Origin of the sequence: Streptomyces sp. NPDC019224 (assembly GCF_040632605.1) — a bacterium.
In the GTDB taxonomy this organism is placed as follows: domain Bacteria; phylum Actinomycetota; class Actinomycetes; order Streptomycetales; family Streptomycetaceae; genus Streptomyces.
On the sequence record NZ_JBEYCF010000041.1, the window covers coordinates 32,678 to 54,416 of the forward strand.

Below are 21,739 nucleotides of genomic sequence, written 5' to 3' on the forward strand. Positions count from 1 at the left end.
CCCTTCGTGAGTGGTGGTGAGGTGCGTCAGTCGGCGGAGCGCACGACGACGGCGGAGTTGAAGCCGCCGTAGCCGCGGGCCAGGACCAGCGCGGTGCGCACGGATGCGGTGCGCGGCTGACCGACGACCAGATCGATGTCGTACGCGGGCGACAGCTCCACGTTCGTGGTGGGCGGGATCAGCCCCTCGTGCATGGCGAGCACGGCGGAGACCACGTCGACCGGCGCGGCGCCGGAGTACAGGCGGCCGATCATCGTCTTGGGCGCCGTGACCGGTACGCCGCACGGCCCGAACACGGCGATCAGCGCGTCGGCCTCCTCGCGGTCGAGCCGCGGGGTGCCGGCCGCGTCGGCGAACACCACATCGACGTCCTTGGCGCGCACGCCGGCGTCGGCGAGCGCCACCTCGATGGCACGGCGCAGCCCGGGCTCCCGGCCGCTGCCCGGCTTCGGGTCGAACGTCGAGCCGTAGCCGGCGACCTCGCCGTAGATGTTCTGCGCGCCGCGCTCGCGGGCCGTCCGCTCGTCCTCCAGGATCAGCAGGGCGCCGCCCTCACCGGCGACATAGCCGTTGGCGTCCGCGTCGAAGGGCAGGTAGGCCCGCTCGGGCTCGTCGCTGGTGGACATCCGGCCGCCGGCGATCTGCGCGGCCCAGCCCCAGGGGCAGATCGACGCGTCGAAGCCGCCGGAGAAGATCAGCTTGCTGCCCTTGCGGATCTGGCGGCGGGCCTGCGCGATGGCGTCGAGGCCGCCCGCGTGGTCGCTGACGACGACCCCGCTGGGACCCTTCATGCCGTTGCGGATGGAGATCTGGCCGCTGTTGACCGCGTAGAACCAAGCGAAGGACTGGTAGGCGGACACGTACTGGCTGCCTCGGCTCCACAGCTTCTGCAGCTCGTTCTGGCCGAACTCGAAGCCCCCGGAGGTGGAGGCGGTGACGACGCCCATGTCGAACTCGGGGATGTCGTCCGGCTTGACGCCCGCGTCCTCGAAGGCGCAGTCGGCGGCGACGAGGGCGAGCCGCGTCATCCGGTCGGTCTGCGGGAGCAGCCGGCTCGGCAGGTGGTCGGCGGCCTCGAACGTGCGGATCTCGCCCGCCAGCCGGGAGGGGTACGAGGACGCGTCGAACCGGGTGATCGTGCTGATGGCGTTCTTGCCGACGCGGGTCGCGGCCCAGAAGTCGTCCACGCCGAGCCCGTTGGGGGTGGCGACACCGATGCCGGTGATCACTGCCTTGGCGCTCATGCCGCACTCCTTTCGGGACGGGCCAGCACCATCGCGCTCTGGAACCCGCCGAATCCGCTGCCGACGGTCAGGACCGCGTCGGTGCGCCGCTCGCGCGCTGTCAGCGGTACGTAGTCGAGGTCGCACTCGGGGTCGGGGGTGTGCAGGTTCGCGGTGGGCGGCACCACGTTGTTCTCCATCGCGAGGACCGACGCGGCGATCTCGATCGAGCCGATCGCGCCCAGCGAGTGCCCCACCATCGACTTGATGGAGGAGACCGGGGTGCGGTAGGCGTGCTCGCCCAGGCTCAGCTTGAACGCGGCCGTCTCGTGCCGGTCGTTCTGCTTGGTCCCGGAGCCGTGCGCGTTGATGTAGTCGATGGCCTCGGGGTTCATCCGGGCCTCGGCCATGGCCACGTTGATCGCCTCGGACATCTCGCGGCCGTCGGGGCGCAAGCCCGTCATGTGGAAGGCGTTGCAGCGCGAGGCGTAGCCGGCGATCTCGGCGTAGATGTGCGCGCCGCGCTTCCTTGCGCTCTCGTACTCCTCCAGGACGAAGGCGGCGCTGCCCTCGCCGAGCACGAAGCCGTTGCGGGTGCCGTCGAAGGGCCGCGAGGCGTGCTCGGGGTCGTCGTTGCGCGGCGTCGTCGCCTTGATCGCGTCGAAGCACGCCATGGTGATCGGCGAGATCGGGGCGTCGGTGGCGCCGGTGATCATCACGTCGGCGGTGCCCTCGCGGATCAGCTCGACGGCGTGGCCGACGGAGTCGATGCCGGAGGTGCAGCCGGTGGAGACCACGGTGGCGGGCCCCTCGGCGCCGACCGCCCAGGCCACCTCGGCCGAGAACGAGCTCGGCACGAAGTAGTTGTACAGGTGCGGCACCGCGTAGGTGTGGTCGACGGCGTCGAGCTGTCCGTCGTTGCTGACCACCCGGTACTCGTCGTCGAGCCCGGTGGTGGCGCCGACCGCCGAGCCGATGGTGACGCCGGTGCGGTGCGGGTCGAAGCCGGCCAGTTCGAGGCCGGAGTCGGCGAGCGCCTCGCGGGCGGTGACCACGCCGAACTGGGCGGCGCGGTCCATGCGGCGGATCTCCTGCGGGCTCAGCCCGTGCAGCTCGGGGTCGAAGTCGGCCTCGGCCGCGACCCGGGAGCGGAAGGAGGAGGGGTCGAAGAAGGTGATGCCGCGGGTCGCCGTGCGTCCCTCGCTGAGCAGGCTCCAGAAGTTCTTGGCGCCGATGCCGCCGGGCGCGAGGACCCCGACGCCGGTGATGACCACACGGCGGCCTCCGGGCGGCGTCACTGGGCGGCCTGCCAGTCGTAGAAGCGGGTGGCCATCGCGTCGGCCGGGGAGCGCCAGGTGGCCGGGTCGTAGGCCTCGATGAACGGCTTGAGGTCCTGGCTGATCGCCACGAACCGCGGGTCCGTCTTGGCGTCCTCGATGAGCTCGCCGCCGTTGTCGCTGTCGAAGTCCTGCAGGTGGAAGTACAGGCCCTTGTACGAGAACAGCTGGCGACGCCGGGTGCCCATGCGGTGCGGCATCTCCGTCTCGTCGAACTCTGCGAAGAGCTTGGCGACCTGGACGCTGGACTCGACGTCCATGCGGGCCACGATCAGGGTGCTGTGCAATGTCTTCTCTCTTCCGTGGGTGTCGGGCGCGGCTCAGGCGTCCGTGCGGCCGAAGAGGCGGACGAAGTCCGACACGCCGTCGGCGATCAGTTCCTCGGTCACGAAGTCGGCGAGCGGCAGCGCGCCGTGGAACGAGCGCTGCACGACGCTGCCGGCGACCAGCTGCACGAAGCGGCCGGCCGCGTGGTCGGCGTCGGCGATGTCGAGCAGCCCCGCGCCGGCCAGGCGCTCCAGGCGCCGGGCGAGTTCGCGCTGGGCCTGGCGGGGCCCCGCGGTCTGCCACATCTCCAGGACGCCGGTGGGCAGCAGGGTGACCTCGGCGCTGATGTGCCGCACGATGGCGAAGTGCTCGGGGAAGGCGGTCAGCGGCGTGAGCCAGGCCCGGCCGAGCGCGGTGAGGTCCTCGTGCAGGTCGGTGACCTCGCTGAGGTGGCTCTCGGCGATGACGGTCAGCGCGGCGGCGACCGACGCGGCGCTGTCCAGCAGGACGGACAGGAGCAGCTGCTCCTTGTCCTTGAAGTAGTGGGCGACCGTGGCCGTTTCGAGTCCGGCCTCCTCGGCGACGGCGTCGAGGGTGGTGTGCGTCCAGCCCTGCCGGGCGAAGACGGTGCGGGCCGCCCGGACGACGTCCCTGCGTTCCTCCGCCGGCCCTGCTTGGACCGGTGCCAGAGTTGCCTGCGGCATAGCCATGTCGTGCTCCTCCAATTGACGTGCTGGTCGGGCGGCGTGCCGCGTCAGCCGGCGAGCGGCTTGCCGAACCAGCGCTCCAGCGCCATCGGCAGGTCGTGGTGGCTGCCGGGCGCGGCCCAGGCGAGGTATCCGTCAGGGCGCACCAGCAGGGCGGTGGTGCCGGTGAGTGCGCTGTGCCCGGCGACGGCGTCCGGGGTGGCGGTGACGATGTCGACTCGGTCGCTCCAGCCTGCGGCGCGGGCGCGCAGGCGCGGGTTGTCGTCGAGGTCGATGAGCAGTCCGCGGGCGGAGCGCAGCAGCTCGGTGCTGGACGTGGTCTTCCGGTCGGTGGTCAGTTCCAGGTGGGGCAGCCGCTTGCCGAGCAGCGGGTGGCTGCCGGAGCCGACGTCGTAGCCGATCTCCAGGCCGCTGACCATGCCGGTCAGGTGCCTGGCGACGTCCTCGTACCGGATGAGCTCGGTCAGCACGTCGCGCAGCGGCTGCACCTCGGGGCCGCTGAGGAACAGCAGGCCCTGTGCCTGCGTGTTCATCAGGAGCCGCTTGCCGACCTGGTGGCGCTCGGAGTGGTAGGTGTCGAGCAGTTCCTGGCCGGCGGTGCCGTTGACGACGGCGGCGAGCTTCCAGCCGAGGTTGACGGAGTCCTGGATGCTGGTGTTCATGCCCTGACCGCCGGCCGGCAGGTGGATGTGGGCGGCGTCGCCGGCCAGGAGGACCCGGCCGCGCCGGTACTCGGTGACCTGGCGGGTGGCGTTGCCGAAGGCGCTGACCCACACCGCTTCGGCGCCGGAGATGTCTTCGCCGGTCAGCCGCTTCCAGGCGTCGGCGACCTCCTGCCACTCGGGCGGGGTGTCGCGGCGCTGAGGCGGTGTGCCCCGCTCGCAGACGATGATGCGGGTGGTGCCGCCGGGCAGCGGGCCGACCATGACCATGCCGCCGGGCAGCGTCTCGCCGATCATGCGGGTCTTGAGCTCGACGCCCTTGATGTCGGCGAGGAACATCTCCATCGTCGCCGCCGTGCCGGGGAAGTCGAAGCCGGCCAGCTTGCGGATCAGGGAGCGCCCGCCGTCGCAGCCCACCAGGTAGGCAGCGCGCAGGCTGTGTTCACCCTCGGGGCCGCGCACCGTGACGGTGACGCCCTCGCCGTCGTCCTCGATGCCGAGCACCTCGTGGCTGCGCCGGATGTCGGCGCCGAGGCTGGTGGCCCACTCCTCCAGGTGCGTCTCGGTGGCCGACTGCGGCACCGACTTGGCGGCCTGGTGGGCGCCTTCGAGGAGGGAGAAGTCGATCGGCAGGCCGCCGAAGTGGCCCAGGTCGCTGGTCTCGACGTCGCCGAACCTGCTGAGGATGCCCCGCTGGTCGAATATCTCCATGGTGCGGGCGGTGAAGCCGAGCCCGCGGGACTCCCCAGTGCGTCTCGCGAGGCGCTCCAGGACGACGACATCGACTCCCGCGAGCCGCAGCTCGCCCGCCAGCATCATTCCGGCGGGGCCTGCGCCCACGACAATCACTGAAGCGTCCATGTACCTCTCCTTGACCATCTGGGGAATTCCTTCGGGAGTCCGGTGCGACACAGAACTGCGGAAGCCGGGAATTAGCTTCTTCGCCCCGCGACGGAAGTTCAAGGCGCATCGATTCAGATCTGCGCGGTGTTCTGTCATGCCTCGACGCACGGTCCACAAATACGTCCGGCGAACGTCAGAGAACGACAAACTCCCACGCCGCACGGCCTGCCGGCCGGGGACTTTCAGAGGAATGAAATATTGTTCCGGACTTCGCCAACCGCTCCACAAATACCGTCCGGTTCATCGCCCGCCGGAAAGTTCGGCCATTTTTCTGTGAAGGACCCCGCAAGGCGATCGTGCCGCGGACAGCACTGTGGCGCGGAGCCCGAAAAAAACGGACTCCGCGCCACAGCGAAAAGGGTTACCGCGCGGCGTCCGCCGCGGTCCGGGTACGGTCGTCGATCCAGGTGACGGCCGTGGTGAGCCTGCTGATCCGCCAGCCGTGGGGGGTGCGCACGGCCTCGAACTCGTAGCGCGCGCCGCCCGTGAACAGCGGGCTGTCGGGCCCGTGGGGAACGTGCGTCGCCTGCACGTTGGCCCGCCCCGTGGCCGTGCCCCCCGTCACCTCGACGATGTGGTTCGAGGTCATGTGATGGGTACGGGCCCACTGCTTCTTGGGTACGCCGAAGAACTCCGGCACGCCCGCGATGCCCTGGTGCACCCCGTTGGGCATGTCGAGCACGATGTCCTCGGTGAACAGGGAGCGGTACCAGGCCTCGTCGGCCCACGCCGGGTCCACGTGGTCGAGCCCCGACACGAACCGGTCCACGAGCGCGCCGAGCCGGGCCTGCTCGGTCAACTGCTGGACCATTTCCTCGAGTTGTTCGACCCGTTCCTGCGTGCTGCCGGTCATGACGCGCTCCTTGTCCCGACGGTCCAGGTGTCGTTGCCGGCGAGGAGCGCGGCGAGGTCGCCCTTGCCGTTCTGCTCGATGGCGGCGTCCAGCTGGTCGGACATCTGGACGTCGTAGACGGGCCGGCGGACGTTGCGGAACACGCCGATCGGCGTGTGGTGCAGGGTGTCCGGGTCGGCCAGGCGGGACAGGGCGAAGGCGGTGGTCGGGGACGTGGACTGCGCGTCGTGGACCAGGATGTCCGCCCGGTTCGCGTCCGTGACCGGCACGACCTTCAGGTCGCCGGTGGCCGGGTCGCGCACGACGCCCTTGGAGCCCTCGGCCCCGAAGGTGATCGGCTGGCCGTGCTCCAGGCGGATCACGGCCTCCTCGGCCTGCTCCTTGTCCTTCAGGGCCTCGAAGGCGCCGTCGTTGAAGATGTTGCAGTTCTGGTAGATCTCCACCAGCGCCGTGCCCGGGTGCTCGGCCGCCTCGCGCAACACCGAGGTGAGGTGCTTGCGGTCCGAGTCCACGGTCCGGGCCACGAACGAGGCCTCGGCCCCGATCGCGAGCGACACCGGGTTGAAGGGCGCGTCGAGCGAGCCCATCGGCGTCGACTTGGTGATCTTCCCGACCTCGGAGGTGGGGGAGTACTGCCCCTTGGTGAGCCCGTAGATCCGGTTGTTGAAGAGGAGGATCTTGAGGTTCACGTTGCGGCGCAGGGCGTGGATGAGGTGGTTGCCGCCGATGGACAGGGCGTCGCCGTCGCCGGTCACGACCCAGACGGACAGGTCGCGGCGCGAGGAGGCGAGGCCGGTCGCGATGGCGGGGGCGCGGCCGTGGATGGAGTGCATCCCGTACGTGTTCATGTAGTACGGGAAGCGGGAGGAGCAGCCGATGCCGGAGACGAAGACGATGTTCTCCTTGGCGAGGCCGAGTTCGGGCATGAAGCCCTGCACGGCCGCGAGGATCGCGTAGTCACCGCATCCCGGGCACCAGCGCACCTCCTGGTCGGACTTGAAGTCCTTCATGGACTGCTTGGCCTCGGCCTTGGGCACCAGGTTCAGGAGTGACTCAGTCATCGATGGTCTCCTTGAGAGCCTTGGCGAGCTGCTCCGCCTTGAACGGCATGCCGTTGACCTGGTGGTAGCTGTGGGCGTCGACCAGGTACTTCGCCCGGACGAGGGTGGCGAGCTGTCCCAGGTTCATCTCCGGGATCACCACCTTGTCGTAGCGCTTCAGCACCTCGCCGAGGTTCGCGGGGAACGGGTTGAGGTGGCGCAGGTGGGCCTGGGCGATGGCGTCACCGGCGGTGCGCAGGCGGCGGACGGCGGCCGTGATGGGGCCGTACGTCGATCCCCAGCCGAGGACGAGGGTGCCGGCGTCGCCGTTCGGGTCGTCGACCTCGAGGTCGGGCACCTGGATGCCGTCGATCTTGGCCTGGCGGGTGCGGACCATGAACTCGTGGTTGGCCGGGTCGTAGGAGATGTTGCCCGTGCCGTCCTGCTTCTCGATGCCGCCGATGCGGTGTTCGAGGCCGGGGGTGCCGGGGATGGCCCAGGGGCGGGCCAGGGTCTGCGGGTCGCGCTTGTACGGCCAGAAGACCTCGGTGCCGTCGTCCAGGGTGTGGTTCGGTCCCTGGGCGAACTGGGTGCGCAGGTCGGGAAGTTCGTCGACCTCCGGGATCCGCCACGGCTCCGAACCGTTCGCCAGATAGCCGTCGGAGAGGAGGAAGACCGGGGTACGGTACGTGACCGCGATCCAGGCCGCCTCCAGCGCCGCGTCGAAGCAGTCGGCCGGGGTGCGCGGGGCGACGATCGGGACCGGTGCCTCGCCGTTCCTGCCGTACATGGCCTGGAGCAGGTCGGCCTGTTCGGTCTTGGTGGGCAGGCCGGTGGAGGGGCCACCGCGCTGGATGTCGACGACGAGCAGCGGCAGTTCGAGACTGACGGCCAGGCCGATCGTCTCGGACTTGAGGGCCACACCCGGGCCGGACGTCGTCGTCACGGCCAGGGAGCCGCCGAAGGACGCGCCGAGCGCGGCGCCGATCCCGGCGATCTCGTCCTCGGCCTGGAAGGTGCGCACGCCGAAGTTCTTGTGCTTGGACAGCTCGTGCAGGATGTCCGAGGCCGGCGTGATCGGGTACGAGCCCAGGTACAGCGGCAGATCGGCCTGCTTCGAGGCGGCGATCAGGCCGTACGACAGGGCCAGGTTCCCGGAGATGTTGCGGTACGTGCCCGTCGGGAACGCGGTGGCGGCCGGCGCGACCTCGTAGGAGACCGCGAAGTCCTCGGTGGTCTCGCCGAAGTTCCAGCCGGCGTGGAACGCGGCCAGGTTCGCCTTCATGATCTCCGGCTTCTTGCCGAACTTGGCCTTCAGGAAGCGCTCCGTGCCCTCGGTGGGCCGGTGGTACATCCACGACAGCAGGCCCAGCGCGAACATGTTCTTGGAGCGCTCGGCCTCCTTGCGCGAGAGGTCGAACTCCTTCAGCGCCTCCACGGTGAGCGTCGTCAGCGGCACCGGATGCACGTGGTACGCGTCCAGCGAGCCGTCCTCCAGCGGACTGGAGTCGTAGCCCACCTTCGCCATCGCCCGCTTCGTGAACTCGTCCGTGTTCACGATGACCTCGGCGCCGCGCGGCACGTCCGCGATGTTCGCCTTCAGCGCGGCCGGGTTCATCGCCACCAGGACGTTCGGCGCGTCGCCCGGCGTCAGGATGTCGTGGTCCGCGAAATGGAGCTGGAACGACGAGACGCCCGGCAGCGTGCCTGCGGGCGCCCTGATCTCCGCCGGGAAGTTCGGCAGAGTCGACAGATCGTTGCCGAACGACGCCGTCTCCGATGTGAAACGGTCGCCGGTGAGCTGCATACCGTCACCGGAGTCGCCCGCGAACCGGATGATCACCCGGTCCACGCGCCGCACATCCTTGCCGTCAGGCCCGGACGTGCTCGCGGAAACGGTCGTAGTGGTGTCGACAGACATGAAAGTGCCCTCAGTCCTTGATTTCGCAGATGGTGGCGCCGGAGGTGAGGGACGCGCCGATCTCGAGGGAGAGACCCTTGATGGTTCCGGCCTTGTGCGCGTTGAGGGGCTGTTCCATCTTCATGGCCTCCAGGACCACGACGAGGTCGCCTTCCTTGACCTCCTGGCCCTCCTCGACGGCGACCTTGACGATGGTGCCCTGCATCGGGGACGCGAGGGTGTCACCGGAGGCGGCCGGGCCGGACCTCTTCGCGGCGCGGCGCTTGGGCCTGGCGCCCTCCGCGAGTCCCCGACGTGCGAGCGTCATGCCCATGCCGGCGGGGAGGGAGACCTCCAGGCGCTTGCCGCCGACCTCCACCACGAGGTTCTCGCGCCCCGTCCCCTGGTCGGCGTCCGGATCGACGGCGGGCACGCTGAAGGCCGGGATGTCGTTGACGAACTCGGTCTCGATCCACCGGGTGTGCACCGTGAACGGGTCCGCGGTGAACGCGGGGTCCTCCACCACCGCCCGATGGAAGGGAATGGCTGTCGCCATGCCCTCGACCTGGAACTCCGCGAGTGCCCGGGAGGCCCGTTCGAGGGCCTCCTTGCGGGTGCGGCCGGTCACGATCAGCTTCGCCAGCAGCGAGTCCCACGCCGGGCCGATCACGGAGCCGGACTCGACACCCGCGTCCAGGCGCACACCCGGGCCCGAGGGTGCGTCGAACTTCGTGACGGTGCCGGGGGCGGGCAGGAAGCCGCGGCCCGGGTCCTCGCCGTTGATACGGAACTCGAAGGAGTGGCCGCGCAACTGCGGGTCGCCGTAGCCGAGTTCCTCGCCGTCGGCGATGCGGAACATCTCGCGGACCAGGTCGATGCCGGCGACCTCCTCGGTCACCGGGTGCTCGACCTGCAGGCGCGTGTTGACCTCCAGGAAGGAGATCGTGCTGTCCGCGCCGACCAGGAACTCGACCGTTCCCGCGCCGACGTAGCCGGCCTCCTTCAAGATCGCCTTCGAGGAGGAGTACAGCTCCTCGACCTGCGCCTCGGACAGGAACGGGGCGGGGGCCTCCTCCACCAGTTTCTGGTGGCGGCGCTGCAGCGAGCAGTCACGCGTGGAGACGACCACGACGTTGCCGTGCGCGTCGGCCAGGCACTGCGTCTCCACGTGGCGGGGCTTGTCGAGGTAGCGCTCCACGAAGCACTCCCCCCGCCCGAACGCCGCCACCGCCTCGCGCACGGCGGACTCGTACAGCTCGGGGACCTCGTCCAGGGTGCGGGCCACCTTCAGACCACGACCACCGCCACCGAACGCGGCCTTGATCGCGATCGGCAGGCCGTGCTCCTTCGCGAACTCCACCACCTCGTCCGCACCCGACACCGGATCCGGAGTACCCGCGACAAGCGGGGCACCGGCACGCTGCGCGATGTGCCGGGCGGCGACCTTGTCACCCAGGTCCCGGATCGCATGCGGCGGCGGACCGATCCAGATCAGACCCGCATCCAGGACGGCCTGGGCGAACTCGGCGTTCTCCGACAGGAACCCGTAACCCGGGTGGATCGCGTCCGCCCCCGAGTCCTTGGCGGCCTGCAGCACCTTGGCCATGTCGAGATAGCTGGTGGCCGGGGTGTCACCACCCAGCGCGAAGGCCTCGTCGGCCGCGCGGACGTGCAGAGCGTCCCGATCCGGATCGGCGTAGACGGCAACGCTCGCGATCCCGGCATCCCGGCACGCCCGGGCAACGCGGACAGCGATTTCGCCTCGGTTGGCGATCAGGACTTTGCGCACGATGCCTTAACTCCCTTGATAATGTTGATACTTGTAATAGGTGCTGCCTGGCTTGCGTCCGGCACCGGACGGAGGCCGCGGTGCGGTCAGACCGCTGCCGGCAGGTCGTCGTCCCACTCGCTCATGTCCACCGCGTCCACGCCCCGGCCGGAGCCCGCGGACCGGCCCAGGTCGTCCCAGAGGGGAGTGCTGTCGAACCAGTGGTCGGTGGCCAGCATCTCCAGGACGCGGGTGAGGGTCCCGTCGCCCGCGAGCAGGGCGCGGGCCTGCGCCGGATCCACCGTGCGGCCGGTCGGCGGCAGCGCCGCCCGCGTGGCCACCGAGCGCAGCAGCTCGCCGGCCGTGACCGGCTGCGGGTACGCCGCGTGGTAGACGGAGGACGAGAGCTGTTCGCGCGGGGCCCGGCCGAGGGCCACGATCAGCTCCGCCAGTTCGGCCACGGCGATCACCGACAGCCGGGCGTCCCAGCCGGCCGGGGTGCCGTGCAGCGCCCCCAGCAGCCGCCGCAGCGCGGGCCGCACCCACGCGTCGCCGGGGCCGAGGACCAGATGAGGCCGTACGACGATGCCGCCGGCATCGAGGACCGCGTCCTCCGCCTCGGCCCGGGTCCGCGACGTGTGCGACAGCGGCCGGCGCGGGAGGTGTTCGGGCAGCGCGTTGCGGAAGACGCCGCGTCCGTACACGGATGCGGTGCTGAGGTAGACGATGCGGGGGACTCCGGCGCGCTGCGCCTCGGCGACGAGCGCGGCGGTCCCCCGGGCGTTGACCGCCTCGTTGGCCTCGGCGCTCCCTCCGATCCGGGACGCGCAGTGCAGGACGGCGTCGACGCCGTCGCACAGGCCGCGCACGGAGTCCGGCTCCGCCAGGTTCATCCGTACGACACGGGTGCTGGCCCGTCCCCCGAGCGGTACCGGGGGACGTCTGCGGTGCGAGACCAGGGTCAACTGCCCGCCGAACCGGGCCGCTTCGCGGGTGACGTGGGTTCCGATGAACCCGCCGGCCCCGGCGATCAGGACGTTCTGCATGTAAGGCTCCGATCGCGCAGGGCGGGTCAGTGCGTACGCGTGCGCAGGGTGACGTACGCCTCGAAGACGGCTTCGCCTTCCTGCTGTCCGCGCACCCGTACCTGGACGTCGCCCGCCGCGTCGACGCCGGTCGGCTCGGCCTCCACCAGGCAGGGCGCGTCGAGTTCGGCGTACCGCTCGAAGGTGCTGTCCAGGGCGACGACGAGGGTGTCGGGCATTCCGGTGACGGCGTGGGCCGCCTGCCGGGCGGCCTCCAGGAGCACCATGCCGGGGACGTGGTCCACGGGGTGGTCGAAGAAGATCGGGTGGCCGCAGTCGACGCGCAGCTCCCACCGGTCGCCGGCGCCGCGCGAGATCTCGGACAGGACCACGTGCCGCGCGTCGGTGCGGCCCACCAGGGCCGGGTCGATCGGCAGGCCCGGCAGGCGGTCGCAGTGGGTGGACCGGCCTCCGCGCAGCCGCCCGTAGACGGAGGGCCGTATGCAGGTCATGGTCGCGCCCGCGGAGCCCAGGGACTCGCCCTCGACCACGGCGGTCACCTCGTAGCGCATGCCGGCGAACCGCTTGCCGCGCTGCACGATGTCGTGGCACGCCACGTGCAGTTCGACCTCGGTCGGGGCGGGGGTGGCGACGAACAGGGGTGCCGGGGCGGCGAAGTGCATCGACCCCATGAGGAACTGGTCGCCGAACTCGACCCCGTACTCGGCGTGGGCGAGCAGCGCCCCCACCTGGCGAACCGATTCGGCGAAGAGCATCGGGTCCTGGTAGCCGCCCGACTGGGCGAAGAGTGCGTGGCCGCGGGGCCACTGGGTGCCCACGACGAAGGTGTGCGGCTCCTGCGCGGGCCGCCAGCCGGTGAGCAGCACTTCGGAGATGGCGGCGCGGTGCACGTACTGGCGCGGAACGGTAGTGGTGAACGCGGTGAGATCGAAGTCGAGCATCGCGGTCAAGGCAGGCGCTCCTGTAGGTAGTTGGCCCAGGAGGGAGCTGCTGTGTGGCAACAGCCCCCGGTCCACACGCAAACAAAATACAGACAGGTCTGTAGGGTAAATCAAGTAAAGCTTGAGCAAGGACGCCGACGGCCAGGCCGCAAAAAACGGCGTCCTTGCCTGTTCTTGACCAACTCTCGACACTCGATGCCGCCACCAAGAGCCCGATGAACAACCGGACTTATCCATGATCGGCACAGGTCACATGGCATGTAACGCCTTGAGGGAGGGTGCCGTGAACGACATTGACAATCAGACAAGTCTGTTTGTTACTCTCCTCTGGCACCTGAACTTCAACACGAGCATGTGAAGGCAGCCGACACCGGCACGCTCCAGGAGGACCAGTTGAACCAGCAGGTAGCGGACCCGCCCGGCCTTGCCACAGTCGGTCGGCACTACGCCGCGCCCCAGCCAACCCGCCCCGCCATGCCCCGACTTCACGTTCCGGTCGAGCACCCCGCCCTGCGCATCCTGGTCGTCGAGAACGAGGAGCGGGCCGCGAAAGCACTGGTCCAGGATCTGGTCCGGCGCGGATACCGCGCCGACAGCGTGGCCACCGGAACGCAGGCCCTGCGCGTGCACCGGGAGGCCGATCTGATCCTGCTCAACCTCGACCTCACCGACATCGACGGCCTGGAGGTCTGCCGCAGCATCCGCGCGATGAGCGACACCCCGATCATCGCCGTCACCGAGCGCGGCAGCGAGCTCGACCGTGTCCTCGGCCTGCAGGCGGGCTCGGACGACTACGTGGTCAAGCCGTACGGGTTCCACGAACTGCTCGCCCGCATCGGCGCGGTGATGCGCCGGGTGCGGCCGCTGTCCTCGACGGCCCGCACGATCGAGCACGGCCCGCTGCAGATCGACACCGACGTCCGCAGGGTCACCCTGCACGGGAACCCGGTGAGCCTCACGCGCAAGGAGTTCGACCTGCTGCACGTCCTCGCGATCCAGCCGGGCGCGGTGGTCTCCCGGCGGCAGCTGATGACCCAGGTCTGGGAGGACGCCTGGTCGCACAAGGGACGAACGATCGACACCCATGTCAGCAGCGTGCGCGGCAAGCTCGGGTCCAGCCATTGGATCGTCACGGTCCGCGGTGTCGGTTTCCGTCTGGGCGGGCCGCCCTCCATGCCTGTCCTGGGCCAGGCCGGGTGACGTACCCGCCACCACCGCAGGTCCCGGCGCCGGCCCGGCCGTGCGCCGAGCGGCGCCCGAGCCTGGTGCGAGGACTTCTCCGACTGGTACAACCTTGGTCACCGCCACAGCGGCATCGGCATGCACGCACCCTTCGGCGTCCCCTTCGACCGCGCCGGACAGCTCCGCGGGACGCGGCGCGCCCTGACGTCCCCGTGACGTCTGCACCGAGTGGGCGGCCCGTTCCGCCTTCTGCCGCCGCCCCTCTGGCGAGTCTGGAAGGTCCAAGTACAATGCAGACTTGTCTGTATTGATAGTTGACTCACAGCAAGGACCGGGTATGGCGAAGCAAGAACGCGGGATGCGATCGAGGCAGGCAATCCTCGCGGCCGCCGCCGAGGTGTTCGACCTTCGCGGATACGACGCCGCGAGCACGAACGAGATCCTGGCGCGCACCGGTCTGACGCGTGGCGCCCTCTACCACCACTTCCGGTCCAAGGAAGCGATCGCGGCCGCGCTGTTCGACGCGCACAGCGACGCCCTCGCCGCCCCCGAGCGGTCCACCAAACTCCAGTCGATCATCGATCTGACCTTCGGCTTCGCCGTACGCCTGCAGCACGATCCGGTGCTGCGGGCGAGCGTGCGCCTCGCGGTGGAGAAGACGTCGTTCCCGCGCCCGGTCAACACGCCCTACGAGCAGTCGACCGAGGCCATCCATCACCTGTTCACCGAGGCCCAGTCGCAGGGCGAGATCCTGCCCGGCGTGGACCTGCGCGCCGCCACCACCGTCATCGTCGGCGCGTTCACCGGGCTGCAGGCGATGTCGCTGGTCTACACGGATCGCAATGACCTGCCCGAGCGGCTCACCGAGATGTGGCGGTTCCTGCTGCCGGGCATGGTCGCCCCCGGCATGATCGGCACCCTGCGCGTCACTCCCCCGCCCGCGGCCCTCGTCGCGCAGGACGAGGGCCGGGCGGAAGCCCTGGCCGCCGGCGCCGTCACCTCGTAGGACGCGGGGGCGGGCGGGCCGGCGCGGCCGGTCACACCCCGGCGGCGCCGACCGGCGATTCCCGCACGACCAGCGGCAGCAGCACGTCCCAGATCCGCTCCGCGCGCTCCTCGCCCCACCACGCCGGGTCGGCGTAGCCCAGCGACTCCAGGCCCGCCACGACCACGACCGCCAGATCCGCGAGCACCGCGCGGTCGAGTCCCGCCGGCACCCGCGCCAGGGTCTCGGCACGCACCCGGTCCAGCACTTCTTCCCTCAGCCGGGGCGGGTCCTCGGTCCCGTCGGGGGCCAACCGAAGCCCCGCGCGCATCAGTTGGTCGCTCGCCAGCGCCTTGCCGAGGGCGACACTGAAGCGCGCCGACGCGTCCGCGCTGGGCTCCGCGAAGGTCTCGTCGGCCAGGGCGAACACCTGGTCCCGGGCCTGCGCGTGCACCTCGCACACCAACTCCGCGATGGAGCGGAAGTGGTGGTAGAGCGCACCACGGGTGACCCCCGCTGCGTTGCAAATGTTGACCAGTCCCGCGTCGGCGAGCCGACGGGTCGCGATGAGTTCCATGGCAGCACTCACGAGTGCCTGACGGGAAGTTTGCGCCCGCTTCTGCATCGCGCATGCCCCTTGCCTGATGTGACGGCTCTCAAAAACAGCAGTGAGCAGACGCAGTCCGGCGCCTCCTCCTTCTGAGTAACCATACAACGGTGCCTGTTTCTCTGAACACCCAGTGGCCGCTTCGAATTCAGAACCGCCGGGGCTCGGCCAATTCCTGCCGCCGGATGTCTCGTTCGGAGGGGAGGTCAAGGGAGGCCCTCAGATGACCAGATGAACCAGACAAACAGGTCTGTATCTTTTCAGTGACAGTGCGTCCGCGCGGACGCGCCCACGTTCGGGTGGCGGCCCGGTGCCGCATGCCGTGCGCCCGGTGATCATCGAGTGATCAAGAACCCCTTCTTCGGCAAAGCAGCGGCTGCCCTCGGTGTCCTCGTGAGCCTGGCCGCCACGTCCGCCGCCTCTGCCACCACCCCGGCCGCCACCACCACCGCTCCCGCGCACGCCGCCGCCCTGACCGCCGCCGCAGCGGCACCCGTGTGCCCCGTGGTCGAGGACAAGCTCTACGCAGCGGTCGAACGCCCCGTCCCGCTCGAGAAGATCACCCCTCAGCCGGTCTTCCGCAAGGACTGCAAGACGCTCTACCGCGCCGACGGCCGCGCCCCCGACAGCATCTTCAAGGAGGGCTTCCACCCCCGGGACACCGTCAACGGCCAGTACGACCTCGAGAAGTACGTGCTGGCGAACCAGCCGTCCCCGTTCGTCTCCACCACCTACGACCACGACCTGTACAAGACATGGGCGAGGTGGCTGAAGCCCGGCGCGTACAACTACTACATCGACGCGCCCAACGGCATCGACGTCAACCGCACCATCGGCGACACCCACAAGTACGCGGAACAGGTCGAGGTCGCCTTCCCCGGTGGGATCGCCCCGCGGTTCATCATCGGGGCCTGCCCGATCGACAAGCAGACCCGCACCGAGATCATGTCCGGCTGCCAGAGCAACCCGGCCTACCAGCCCGCCACCGCGGACAAGTAGAGCCGCCGGCGGCTCCGGGGGCAGCGGCCGGATCGGTTCGGGCTGCTTCGGTTTCAGGACATGCAGCCCCGTCGGCGCAGCCTCTCGCCACGACCTCGACCGTGCCGAATGCGGCCGAAACCGCCTCGACATCCACCTCGTCGATCCCCTCGAAAACCAGCGAGTTCCAGAACGGTGCGTCAGTCTGCATGACCAGCACCATCACCGCTCGCAACGGTCCACACAGCGATAGGCAGAAACCTGAGGGAGCGTCAACTCTGATCGTCGGACAACAAGGCGTACGCGGTCTCACGCGAGCCTGTCTCCTTGCAATCGAACAACAGGGTCACGCTCCGCGACGACTCCCCAAGATCTGTGCCAGAACCCCCAACTCATCGACATTGATCATGCGGCCGCGTCACGACGTGACTCCCGAAGTCGCGCGGGTCGCCGGGGCGCGGGCGTACAGCGCCTGGCCGCCGGGCCACCGTCCAAGCTCGGTCATCCGCTGAGGCTGAACGTACCCCGGCCGAGCCGGACTTGCAGGTAAGCGTTACGGTGGCGAGCAGGGCCTGGTGCTGCATCCCCCGTCAGCACCAGGCCCTAACCGTTGCCATGTGGGGGCCACGGGTGTCACGCCCGACCAGGACCGTAGTCGTTGGTGGAGCATGAACCACACAGGCACCACGCACGCGCAGCCCGGCGGCACCTAGGCATAAACGCTGGAGAAGCGGCAGCGCGACGTCGCCGAACTCCGTGCCGATCCCGACCTGTCCGCACTCGAGTACCGCCTCGACGACCTCGGCTAGGCGTCGGCCCACGCGCTGCGCACCCGTTGCTCCTGGCGCGTGGCGACAGCGGCCGGGCGCGGCGTGACCGGGAGCCGGAACTGACTCGGCCCTTGGCGTCTTTGGCGGCCAGGGGAAGCGGACAACGACGTCAGCCAAAGACGCCCGGGTCGCAACGGCAACGCCCAGGCCTCACCGGCGGCCGCCGCGTCACCGCCGGCGGCCAGGACCTCCGCGTCGCGCACACCGACGCCGAACTCGTCGGAATCCTGCAGAACGGGGGACGCGACGACGCGATCGAACTCTTCGATGAGCTGGCATGGCTGAAGTGGCTCGGCGACAACGCCCACCGATACACCCCACCCGCATTCGCCGGGCCTCGGTGTCCTGTTCGGACCCAGCAGCGGCGGACTCAGCAGTGAGCAGCACAGCAGGCAGGGCACCGAGGTCCGGCGTGTGGAGCGGCCGGGCCCGGGGGTGAGGCCCGGCCGCTCCACAGGGGTGTCCCGCGCACGGGCGCCGACAAACCCTCCCGCCGTCCGATCGGGACCGACCCAGGCCGTGGTCAGTTGCCCACCCTGCCGTCGTAGGCATCGGGTGCTGTGCCACTGGGGCACGGCCGCTACTTCCACCTGGACCGCGGCTCCTGCGGCCTGTGGGGCGTGCGGCGCCTGGACGCCGGCGGGAGGGCCTGATTCTGTCCGGGGGCAGGCCCTGCCCTCCTTGCGGGTTCAGGGGTGGTGCTCGAGGAACTGCTCCACCAGATGCAGTACAACGCTGGGGCTCTCCAGATGTACGTCATGGCCCGCACCCGGGATGCTCACGGCAATAGCCCCTGGGTGTTGTCGGAGCATTGTTTCGGACTCGCCGGGCGGGATGATGCCCGACTGCCCGAGGATGATCAGGGTCGGGAGTGTGATCCGCGCCCATTCCTCCCAGAAGGAGCGCTGGGCGACCTCGGTCAACGAGTCGACCATGACGTCGCGTTCGAAGCGGGGCCACCAGCCGTTGTCGCGCTCCTCCAGTCCGGCGGCCCAGCCTTCGCCCACCGCGCCGCCGCCGAGGAAGGCGACGGCGGCCTTCCTCGATGGGAACGGGGTCGGCCAGGTGTCGAGCCATCCTCCGATCTCGGCCTGCACGTTCCGGTTCGGTCCGCCGGGTCCGGCTTCCACCAGGGCGATTGCGCGCACGAGGTCAGGGTGTGCGGAGGCGGTGAGCATGGCGGTGTGGCCGCCCAGGGACTGCCCCACCAGGATCGGGCGGTGCAGCTCCAGCTGTTCGAGGACGGCGACGACGTCGGCTACGTATGCGGCCCGGCTCACGTCGCGCGGGTGTCGCTCGGCGGCGCCATGGCCGCGCTGGTCCACAGCGACGACGCGGTGACGGGTGCTCAGGGCTTCTGCGAGGGCGTCCCATTCACCCGCGTGCCCCGCGAGTCCGTGCAGCAGAACGACCGGCGAGCCGGAGCCGCCCCAGTCACGGCAGGACAGTCGGACGCCGTCGCGTTCCACGACGCGTTCACTCCAGGGCATGCGGTTCCTTTCCGAAACAGGTGGATCGGGCGGTGGTGTGTCGGTCAGCGGTAGGCGGCGAGGAAGGCGCGGGTGCCGGCAGCGGCGTATCGGTCGAGGTCGGCGTCGGTGTGCTGGGCGCGTCCGGTGAACATGGCCTGGTTCACCGGGATCCACAGCAGCAGGCCGGAGAAGTGGTTGGCGGCCAAAAGCGTGTCGTCGATGTGGAGCAGCCCTTCGTCCGCCAGGCGCTGGAAGGTCGCCGCGAGTGTGGCGAGCCCCCGCTCGAAGCCTCTCTGGTACCACTCGGTGCCGAGGTCGGGGAAGACGTCTGCGTTGGCGATGATCAGTCGCCGCAGCTGGATGACCTGGGGGTGCGTGAGGCTGGCCAGGAACTCGCGGGCGAGCCGGGTCAGGTTCTCTTCCAGGTTCGCGGCGTCTGTCGGAATGTCGGCCAGCAGGTCGATCGTGGTGTCGAGGCGGTCGGTGGTCGCGAGGACTATGGCGGCGAAGAGCTTCTCCTTGTCGGAGAAGTGCTTGTAGACGGTCTGCTTGGACACCGCGGCCAGCCTCGCGATGTCGTCCATGCTCGTGCCGGCGTAGCCCTTCTCCATGAACACCGCCGTCGCGGCCTCCATGATCGCCTGGTGCTTGAGGGCCGAGCGCCCTTGCCCGCTGGTTTCCATGCGTCGTCTCCTTCGGTGAACTTCGTGAGTACTGGACAGTCTAGTTTCTGTATGGGTACTGTACCGTCCAGTTCCGGACCGCGGGGGGAATCGAGACCGCGGGACGCATTCACTTAGGGGAGAACCATGCGGAAGATCGTTGCGGGCCTGTTCATGTCTCTGGACGGCGTCGTCGAGGGGCCGGAGAAGTGGGGCATGCCCTACAACACCGGTGAGGCCGCCGAGGCGGTGACGCGACTGTTCGACGACGCCAACACGGCGCTGCTGGGGTGCGGCACGTACGAGATGTGGAGCCAGTTCTTCCCGCACGTCACAAGCGAGCAGGTGCCGACCGCCGACTGGCTGAACGCCGCTCCCAAGTACGTCGTCACCTCCACCCCCACGGACGTCGGCCAGTGGCAGGGCAGCCGCCTGATCACGGGTGACGACATCGCCGGCCAGATCCAGGCCCTCAAGCAGCAGCCCGGCGGGAACATCAACGTCGGCGGCAGCATCACCCTCGTGCAGTGGCTCATGGGCAACGGCCTGCTGGACGACCTGTACCTGCAGATCGCGCCCGTCATCGCCGGCACCGGCCGCACCCTCGCCGACGGCGAGCAGATCCCGATGAACCTCGTCGGCACCCGCTCCTTCACCAACGGCGTCATCGAGGCGCACTACACGCCTCTGCCGCGCTGACCTCCGCCACCTGTCTCTCGCCTCTGCCCAGAAAGGGCTCTCACTCCATGTCCCAGACGCTCGACCGCCCCGCCGCCGTCCTCAACCTCGCCCCGTCCCGCCCCGCGCGCCGACTCCTGCCGGCCGCCGGGATCGCGGCAGGCCCGCTCTTTCTCGCAGTGGGCCTGGTCCAGGGCCTGACCCGGGACGGCTTCGACTTCAGCCGCAACGCCCTCAGCCAGCTCAGCCTCGGCGACCTCGGCTGGATCCAGGTCACCGCCTTCCTCATCACCGGAATCCTGGTGACCGGCGGAGCCGTCGCCATACGCCAGGCACTGCGCGATACGCCGGGAGGCACCTGGGCGCCCCGGCTGCTCACCGCCTTCGGCGCCTCGTTCCTGCTCGCCGGCATCTTCCGCGCCGACCCAGGAGCCGGCTTCCCGGCCGGCACCCCCGACGACCGGGTCCCCACACTGAGCGCCCACGGCACCGTCCACCTGCTCGCCGGCACCATCGGCTACCTCGCCCTGTGCGCCACCTTCCTCGCCGTCGCCCGGCACTTCGCCGCCCGCCGCCAGCGCGGCTGGGCCCTCGCCACCCGGCTCGCACCCGTGGGCGTCATCGCCGGATTCGCAGGGTCGGCCACCTCGGTGGCGGCCTTCACCGCCGGGGCCGGGTTCGGCCTGATCGCGCTCAGCATCGTCACCGCCCGGCTGACATGGCCCACGCGGGCCTGACCTGCGTCACCATCCACAGCACCCGCATCACAACCACACCGACGGGAGACCACGACATGACCACACCGGCCAAGGGCCCTGCCAGCTACTTCCCCGCGATCGAGAAGAAGTACGGCCGCCCGGTGGAAGAGTGGCTGGACCTCATCCACTCCTCGCCCCTCACCAAGCACATGGAACTCGTCGCCTGGCTCAAGAGCGAGCACGGCCTCGGCCACGGGCACGCCTACGCGCTGGTCGCACACGCCCGGGCGAACGACAGCAAGTGACCCTGACCCGGGGCCGGGCGGCTGCCCCGAGCCGTCGCCCCGCCGGACGTCAGGCGAGGCCTGATTCGCCGGCCGGGAAGAACTGGGCGCCCTGCACGTACTCCATGGCCGCGGTGAACTCCCGGTCGCCCAGACGGAGTTCCATCTCCTGCGGGCTCACGTCCTCCACCCGGGTCTGGATCCAGTACAGGCTGCCCAGCGGATCCCGTACCCGGCCGACCCGGTCGCCGAAGAACAGGTGTGTCACCTCGGTGACCGACGTGCCGCCCGCCTCAACGGCCCGGCAGTTCACGGGGTCGGCGTCCTCGACGTACAACCGTGCCCGGGGCCGGCGGCCGGCCCGCCGGCGCGTCGAACATCATCGCCACGGAGTCACCGATCCGTACCTCGGCATGGGCGACCGCCCCACTGCCCTCAAGACCTCGAAGCGGCCGGCCCACCGAGCGGCCCGGGCCGCGACCGAGCGGAACTGGGGGTTCCTCCCACTTGCGGGTGGTTCTTCAATGGCCGGCGCCCTTGCCACCCGCCTCGGCGGATTGGGCGCCAGCCAACATCATTTCCTCTCGGCCCTCTTCTGCTCCCACAAGGCTCAGCTTGACCGGCGGGGCAACCTAAACATTTCCGCCCGCGGCAACGGTCATGAGCCCCTGGACCGGAGGCAGACACCTGCAATGGGCAGCTAGGCCGTGTTTTAG

Annotated in this window: 21 protein-coding genes; 6 read left to right on the plus strand and 15 right to left on the minus strand. The window is 69.9% G+C overall.

Annotation, left to right across the window (positions count from 1 at the left end; all coding sequences use genetic code 11):
- Positions 1 to 26: 26 nt before the first annotated feature.
- The 11 genes from ABZ564_RS23690 to ABZ564_RS23740 form a co-directional block, all read right to left on the minus strand.
- Complete coding sequence (locus ABZ564_RS23690; RefSeq protein ID WP_360859903.1) at positions 27 to 1,244, minus strand: ketosynthase chain-length factor; 1,218 nt, start codon at positions 1,242 to 1,244, stop codon at positions 27 to 29.
- The gene (locus ABZ564_RS23695) at positions 1,241 to 2,497 is read right to left on the minus strand and encodes a beta-ketoacyl-[acyl-carrier-protein] synthase family protein (protein ID WP_360859906.1); all 1,257 of its coding nucleotides are present in this window, start codon (positions 2,495 to 2,497) and stop codon (positions 1,241 to 1,243) included. Before ABZ564_RS23695 ends, ABZ564_RS23690 begins: the two co-directional genes overlap by 4 nt.
- 20 nt (positions 2,498 to 2,517) lie before the next feature.
- Complete coding sequence (locus ABZ564_RS23700; protein WP_360859909.1) at positions 2,518 to 2,847, minus strand: TcmI family type II polyketide cyclase; 330 nt, start codon at positions 2,845 to 2,847, stop codon at positions 2,518 to 2,520.
- A 33-nt stretch (positions 2,848 to 2,880) separates the two neighbouring features.
- A complete protein-coding gene (locus ABZ564_RS23705) occupies positions 2,881 to 3,537 on the minus strand; it encodes a TetR/AcrR family transcriptional regulator (RefSeq protein WP_360859912.1) in 657 nt (218 codons plus the stop codon).
- A gap of 44 nt (positions 3,538 to 3,581) precedes the next feature.
- A complete protein-coding gene (locus ABZ564_RS23710) occupies positions 3,582 to 5,057 on the minus strand; it encodes an FAD-dependent monooxygenase (protein WP_360859914.1) in 1,476 nt (491 codons plus the stop codon).
- 403 nt (positions 5,058 to 5,460) lie between these two features.
- Positions 5,461 to 5,952 (minus strand): nuclear transport factor 2 family protein, encoded by a 492-nt coding sequence (locus ABZ564_RS23715; protein ID WP_360859917.1) that lies wholly within the window; start codon positions 5,950 to 5,952, stop codon positions 5,461 to 5,463.
- On the minus strand, positions 5,949 to 7,013 hold the full coding sequence (locus ABZ564_RS23720; protein WP_360859920.1) for a 2-oxoacid:ferredoxin oxidoreductase subunit beta: 1,065 nt from the start codon (positions 7,011 to 7,013) through the stop codon (positions 5,949 to 5,951). The genes ABZ564_RS23715 and ABZ564_RS23720 overlap by 4 nt, the downstream gene beginning before the upstream one ends.
- Complete coding sequence (locus ABZ564_RS23725) at positions 7,006 to 8,913, minus strand: 2-oxoacid:acceptor oxidoreductase subunit alpha (RefSeq protein WP_360859923.1); 1,908 nt, start codon at positions 8,911 to 8,913, stop codon at positions 7,006 to 7,008. Before ABZ564_RS23725 ends, ABZ564_RS23720 begins: the two co-directional genes overlap by 8 nt.
- 10 nt (positions 8,914 to 8,923) lie before the next feature.
- Entirely contained in the window at positions 8,924 to 10,681 is a 1,758-nt protein-coding gene (locus ABZ564_RS23730) for a biotin carboxylase N-terminal domain-containing protein (protein WP_360859926.1), read from the minus strand.
- Between the two features lie 86 nt (positions 10,682 to 10,767).
- Positions 10,768 to 11,706, minus strand: a complete 939-nt coding sequence (locus ABZ564_RS23735) for an NAD-dependent epimerase/dehydratase family protein (RefSeq protein WP_360859929.1) — start codon at positions 11,704 to 11,706, stop codon at positions 10,768 to 10,770.
- Positions 11,707 to 11,732: 26 nt separating this feature from the next.
- Positions 11,733 to 12,647 (minus strand): ScbA/BarX family gamma-butyrolactone biosynthesis protein, encoded by a 915-nt coding sequence (locus tag ABZ564_RS23740; protein WP_360859992.1) that lies wholly within the window; start codon positions 12,645 to 12,647, stop codon positions 11,733 to 11,735.
- A 474-nt stretch (positions 12,648 to 13,121) separates the two neighbouring features.
- Between ABZ564_RS23740 and ABZ564_RS23745 the strand changes: the two genes are divergently transcribed.
- Positions 13,122 to 13,847, plus strand: a complete 726-nt coding sequence (locus ABZ564_RS23745) for a response regulator transcription factor (protein ID WP_360859932.1) — start codon at positions 13,122 to 13,124, stop codon at positions 13,845 to 13,847.
- 319 nt (positions 13,848 to 14,166) lie between these two features.
- Positions 14,167 to 14,835 (plus strand): ScbR family autoregulator-binding transcription factor, encoded by a 669-nt coding sequence (locus ABZ564_RS23750; protein ID WP_360859935.1) that lies wholly within the window; start codon positions 14,167 to 14,169, stop codon positions 14,833 to 14,835.
- 31 nt (positions 14,836 to 14,866) lie between these two features.
- Here ABZ564_RS23750 and ABZ564_RS23755 read toward each other — a convergent pair whose 3' ends face one another.
- Positions 14,867 to 15,439 (minus strand): TetR family transcriptional regulator, encoded by a 573-nt coding sequence (locus ABZ564_RS23755; RefSeq protein ID WP_360859938.1) that lies wholly within the window; start codon positions 15,437 to 15,439, stop codon positions 14,867 to 14,869.
- A 324-nt stretch (positions 15,440 to 15,763) separates the two neighbouring features.
- Here ABZ564_RS23755 and ABZ564_RS23760 point away from each other — a divergent pair, with 324 nt between their 5' ends.
- On the plus strand, positions 15,764 to 16,420 hold the full coding sequence (locus ABZ564_RS23760) for an ADP-ribosyltransferase (protein ID WP_360859941.1): 657 nt from the start codon (positions 15,764 to 15,766) through the stop codon (positions 16,418 to 16,420).
- 1,498 nt (positions 16,421 to 17,918) lie between these two features.
- Here ABZ564_RS23760 and ABZ564_RS23765 read toward each other — a convergent pair.
- Together ABZ564_RS23765 and ABZ564_RS23770 are read right to left on the minus strand one after the other, a co-directional pair.
- Entirely contained in the window at positions 17,919 to 18,719 is an 801-nt protein-coding gene (locus ABZ564_RS23765; protein ID WP_360859944.1) for an alpha/beta hydrolase, read from the minus strand.
- Between the two features lie 44 nt (positions 18,720 to 18,763).
- Positions 18,764 to 19,384, minus strand: coding sequence for a TetR/AcrR family transcriptional regulator (locus ABZ564_RS23770; RefSeq protein ID WP_360859947.1), 621 nt, complete (start codon positions 19,382 to 19,384; stop codon positions 18,764 to 18,766).
- 126 nt (positions 19,385 to 19,510) lie between these two features.
- Between ABZ564_RS23770 and ABZ564_RS23775 the strand changes: the two genes are divergently transcribed.
- From ABZ564_RS23775 to ABZ564_RS23785, 3 genes are read left to right on the plus strand one after another with little or no spacing between them, the layout of a single operon-like run.
- On the plus strand, positions 19,511 to 20,062 hold the full coding sequence (locus tag ABZ564_RS23775) for a dihydrofolate reductase family protein (protein ID WP_360859950.1): 552 nt from the start codon (positions 19,511 to 19,513) through the stop codon (positions 20,060 to 20,062).
- A 47-nt stretch (positions 20,063 to 20,109) separates the two neighbouring features.
- Positions 20,110 to 20,778 (plus strand): DUF998 domain-containing protein, encoded by a 669-nt coding sequence (locus ABZ564_RS23780; protein ID WP_360859953.1) that lies wholly within the window; start codon positions 20,110 to 20,112, stop codon positions 20,776 to 20,778.
- Positions 20,779 to 20,834: 56 nt separating this feature from the next.
- Positions 20,835 to 21,044: a DUF4287 domain-containing protein gene (locus ABZ564_RS23785; RefSeq protein WP_360859956.1), complete on the plus strand. Its 210-nt coding sequence runs from the start codon at positions 20,835 to 20,837 to the stop codon at positions 21,042 to 21,044.
- Between the two features lie 49 nt (positions 21,045 to 21,093).
- On the opposite strand, the gene ABZ564_RS23790 is transcribed toward ABZ564_RS23785, so the two are convergent.
- Complete coding sequence (locus tag ABZ564_RS23790; protein WP_360859959.1) at positions 21,094 to 21,336, minus strand: hypothetical protein; 243 nt, start codon at positions 21,334 to 21,336, stop codon at positions 21,094 to 21,096.
- Positions 21,337 to 21,739: the final 403 nt, after the last annotated feature.